Origin of the sequence: Bradyrhizobium sp. (genome assembly GCF_049581145.1) — a bacterium.
In the GTDB taxonomy this organism is placed as follows: domain Bacteria; phylum Pseudomonadota; class Alphaproteobacteria; order Rhizobiales; family Xanthobacteraceae; genus Bradyrhizobium.
Map to the genome: position 1 here is coordinate 1 of NZ_JBAURI010000578.1, position 4,452 is coordinate 4,452.

A 4,452-nucleotide genomic window follows, 5' to 3' on the forward strand; every position below is an offset into this window, starting at 1 on the left:
ATGTGGGCACCGGCGGTCACGGCGATCCGCACCCGCGGCATTGCCTGCACCTTTGTGCCGCTGAAGGAGGGCTATCGCGGCTGGGGCGTTTCGCTGGTGCCGCTCAAGCACCTCACGGGGCTCAAGCTCGACGCCGCGCTCGACTATCTCAATTGGTACAATTCGGGCTGGCAGGGAGCCTTCATCGCGCGCCAGGGTTACTACAGTTCGGTGCCCGAGAACGCCAAGAAGTTCCTTGAGCCCTACGAATGGGACTATTGGTACGACGGCAAACCGGCCGAGAAGGATATCCACGATCCGTTCGGCGCGCTGATGGAGAAGGCCGGCAACGTGCGCGACGGTGGCGCGCTCTGGCAGCGCATGGGCAATGTGGCGGTCTGGAACTGCCTGATGGACGAGCAGCGCTATTTGACCAAGCGCTGGAACGAGTTCATCGCCGCATGACGTTGGCGGCGGGAATCGGCGACAGCGCGGCGGCGGGCTTGCCCGTCGCCGGCAGGATCGGACGACCGTGGCCGGGAGCGATTGTCTCCTGGCTGCAGGCCGCGCCACTGGCGATCGTGCTGTTGTGCATGTTCGTGGCGCCGCTCGTCTTCGTGGTCGTGGTGAGTTTTTTCGACTACGACCGGCTGGAAATCTATCCGTCCTTCATGTTCGACAACTACGTCGACATCTTCACATCTGAAATAACAGTCCGGCTTTATTTGAAGACGCTGGAATTTGCGGCGATCGTGGAGGGGATCACCGTGGTGATCGGTTTTCTGGTGGCCTATTTTCTCACCTTCCATGTGCGAACAATGCGATGGCGCGTCGCACTGCTGCTCGCCTGCACGATCCCGTTTTTCACGTCGAACATGATCCGGATGATTTCCTGGATCCCGTTTCTCGGGCGGGAAGGCATTCTCAACAACGCGGTGATGTCGACCCATCTCGTCAAGCAGCCACTGGATTTCCTGCTGTTTTCAGACTTCGCCGTCATTGTTGCCTATGTCCACATCCTGACCATGATGATGGTGGCTCCGATCGTGAATTCCATGGCGAAAATCGATCATGGCTTGATCGCTGCCGCGCGCGACGCGGGCGCCAGCGAGGCCCAGATCGTGCGCGACATCATCATCCCGCTGTCGAAGACCGGCATCGCGCTAGGCTCCGTCCTGGTGCTGACGCAGACCATGGGGGACTTCTTCATCGTCCACGTGCTGAGCGGGGGCAAGAGCGCGGGCGTGGTGTCCTCTATCGCCACGCAGCTCAACGCGTTTGAATATCCGCCCGCCGCGGCGGGCTCCGTCGTGCTGCTTGTCGTGGTGATCGTTCTGGTGGCGGCGATTTTCCGGATCGTCGATGTGCGCAAGGAGCTTGCAGGATGATGCGTGTTGCGTGCTTGCGCTGGTTTCGAGACGAGAGGCGCGCAGCCGCCGAGGCCGGCCACCGCGGTGGAACGGGCGCGACGACGCCTGCTGCACCTTTCTTGATGATCGGGTGGCGTCGATGATGACCGAAGTGGGCCAGCCACGCTCGAAATCCTTTTATGTTCTGGGCGCCTTTTTCCTGGCCTTCCTGGCCTTCATGTATGGGCCGATGATCGTCATCTTCGTGCTTTCGTTTCAGGGGCCGAACGGCGGGATGAGCTTTCCCATGGTGGGGCATTCGACGCTGTGGTTCCAGCAATTGCTGTCCGGGACCGGCCGCGTCGGCGATATTCCCAGTGCATTCCTTCGCTCGCTCGAACTCGCCCTGGTCGCCTCGGCGCTGACGGTTGTGATTTGCGTGTCGGCAGGCATGGCCTTCCGTCGGCGCTTTCCGGGAGCCGGATTGCTCTTCTACACGGCGGTCGCGAGCCTGGTCATGCCGAGCCTGTTCGTCAGCTTCGGTATCGCGCTCGGGTTCAAGGAGCTTGGCTGGAAGACCAGCCTGTTTACGTCGGGGCTCGGCGCCCAGCTGACCTGGACCTTGCCGTTCGGTCTGATGATCACGTTCGCAACGGTCGGACGTCTCGACCGCCGCTACGAGGAAGCCGCGACCGATCTCGGCGCGAGCCCCTGGCAAAGGTTTCGCGACATCATCCTGCCCATCATCATGCCGGGCGTCGTCGGCGTCGCTTTGTTCGGCTTCACGCTGTCCTACGACGAGTTCCCCCGATCACAGTTGACGGTCGGTACCGTCAATACGTTGCCTTTGGAAATCTGGGCGATGACGACCGCCGCTATTTCGCCCGTGCTGTTTGCACTGGGCACAGTCACGACCGTGGTTTCGTTCTTCGTTCTGACCGCGGCGCTGGTCGCGATCGGGATCATGGTTCGGCGCCGGGCCGGCGGCCGGCCCGCGATACAAGCTTGAGAGAGGCTGCGATGAACGCTCGACTCCCTTTCGAGGGCCCCGCGACGCCATTGGCCCAACCCCTCGGCGGCGTAGTGCGTTACGAGGTCGAGCTCGTCGCCGTGAGCAAGAGCTACAACGGCGCCTTGGCCGTCGATCAGATCTCGCTGCGTATTCCCAAAGCGAGCTATTGTTGTCTGCTTGGGCCAAGCGGCTGCGGCAAGTCGACGACGCTGCGCATGATCGCGGGCCACGAACCGGTCAGCTCCGGCGACGTCTTGATTGGCGATCGCAACGTCACCGATGCGCCGCCGTCCGCTCGCGGGACATCGATGATGTTTCAAAATTATGCGCTATTTCCGCACATGACGGCGATCGACAACGTCGCCTACAGCCTCAAGGTTCGTGGCGCGCGCAAGTCCGAGCGGCGCGCACGCGCGCGCGAGTTCCTGGAGCTGGTCCGGATGAGCGACTTCTCCGATCGGCTGCCTGGGCAACTGTCCGGCGGTCAACAGCAGCGCGTCGCACTGGCGCGCGCCCTCATCACGCGGCCAAAGGTTCTCCTGCTCGACGAGCCGCTTTCGGCGCTTGATCCTTTCCTGCGCGAACATATGCGCGGCGAATTGAAGCGCCTGCAACGCGATCTCGGTATCAGCTTCGTGCATGTGACCCATAGCCAGGACGAGGCCATGGCGCTTGCCGACCTGGTGGTCGTCATGGAAGCTGGTCACATTCGGCAGGCAGGTCCGGCGCGGGACATTTTCGAAAGACCGAAGACAGCCTTCGTCGCTCGTTTCATTGGCGGACACAATATAATCACGACGCGTGGCAGGCGGGTCGCGGTGCGGCTCGACAGGTGCCGTCTGGGTTCAGCGGGCGATCAGTCGGGCCTCCGCGGCCGTGTCTCCAATGTCGAGTATCTCGGTCCGACGGTGCGCGTTTCTGTGGCGGCGGGTGACGGTCTGGAGGCCGCGGCGCTTGTCTCCGACGAGGTCTTCTTCGCCGCGCCAGTCGACATCGGTCAAGGCGTCACCCTCGTCTGGTCCGAGAACGACGCCCGGGCCCTGTCGGACTGAGCCTGGCTCGAGCGGCCGCTCCAGGCCTTCCTCGCGCCAGAAATCGTTTTCTGCTTCGACCTCGGCGCTGAGCCAATCGAGGAAGCTGCGTACGGCACGTTGTTCCTCGCCGCGTTGTCGGACGACATAATAGCGCAGCGGAGCTGGACAGGGACGATCGGACAGGATCGTCAATCGGTGATCCCTGAGCGCGGCGGCGACCAGGCGGTAGCGTCCGAGCAATAGCCCGTGCCCCTGGATTGCTGCTTCGATCGCAAGGCTCGATTGGTTGAAGCGGAGGCCGCAGCTCACATCGCGCATCGCGGACTGCGTCGCTTCGAAAAAGCGCCGCCAGGTCGGAAACTGATCATTGACCTTGTCGTCATGGATGAGCGGGAGTTCGCAAAGCGCGGCCTCGGAAGTCAGGCCCAAATCCTCGAGCAACGCCGGCGAGCAAACCGGATATATCCGTTCCTCCATCAGATAATCAACCTTGCGACCGGGATGGTCGTCGGTGGAGCAGATTGCAACGTCGAACGGGCCGTCGCTGAAGTCGCTCTCGCCGGTGACGGTGCACAGACTCAACTCAACGTCCGGGGCGCTTGCGAAAAACCGCTTGAGCTTGGGCATCAGCCAGAGCGAGGCCACCGAGGGCGACGCTGCGACAGACAGCTTACGCTGCCGGCCTCGTCGGTTGAGCGCGAGCAGCGCCGATTCCAATTTGTTGAAGCCCTCGGAAAGTTCCTGAAGCGCGTTCGAGGCCGCCGGCGTGAGGATCAGCTTCCCGCTTTTGCGCTGGAACAAGGGTGTATGCAGGAACTCCTCAAGCGTCCGGACTTGATGGCTGATGGCCGTTGGCGTCACGCAAAGTTCGACCGCGGCGCGCGTGAAGCTCAGGTGTCGAGCTGCGGCCTCGAACGCGCGCAAGGCATTCAAAGGGATGTATGTTCGCATGCCACGACTCCGGCCTGGTTCCCGCCCTCGTCAATTCAAGGCGTTTCCCGTTTGTTGTTTCGCTCTGCGCGTGCACGAAACGTGCCAATGAACGAGCTGAAAGTTTCGATAGATGCTTCTGGTCGCG

The 4,452-nt window shown here is 62.2% G+C and carries 3 protein-coding genes and 2 pseudogenes; 4 read left to right on the forward strand and 1 reads right to left on the reverse strand.

Annotation, left to right across the window (positions count from 1 at the left end):
* The 4 genes and pseudogenes from WCB02_RS19185 to WCB02_RS19200 all read left to right on the forward strand — a co-directional run.
* Positions 1-444, forward strand: a pseudogene (locus tag WCB02_RS19185) (ABC transporter substrate-binding protein); the annotation flags it as partial.
* Positions 441-1,367: an ABC transporter permease gene (locus WCB02_RS19190; protein WP_423960425.1), complete on the forward strand. Its 927-nt coding sequence runs from the start codon at positions 441-443 to the stop codon at positions 1,365-1,367. The pseudogene WCB02_RS19185 and the gene WCB02_RS19190, both read left to right, overlap by 4 nt.
* A gap of 133 nt (positions 1,368-1,500) precedes the next feature.
* Entirely contained in the window at positions 1,501-2,337 is an 837-nt protein-coding gene (locus tag WCB02_RS19195) for an ABC transporter permease (protein WP_423960428.1), read from the forward strand.
* An 11-nt stretch (positions 2,338-2,348) separates the two neighbouring features.
* Complete coding sequence (locus WCB02_RS19200; protein ID WP_423960426.1) at positions 2,349-3,392, forward strand: ABC transporter ATP-binding protein; 1,044 nt, start codon at positions 2,349-2,351, stop codon at positions 3,390-3,392.
* 120 nt (positions 3,393-3,512) lie between these two features.
* Here the strand turns inward: WCB02_RS19200 and WCB02_RS19205 are convergent.
* A pseudogene (locus WCB02_RS19205) lies at positions 3,513-4,325 on the reverse strand (LysR substrate-binding domain-containing protein); the annotation flags it as partial.
* Between the last annotated feature and the right edge of the window lie 127 nt (positions 4,326-4,452).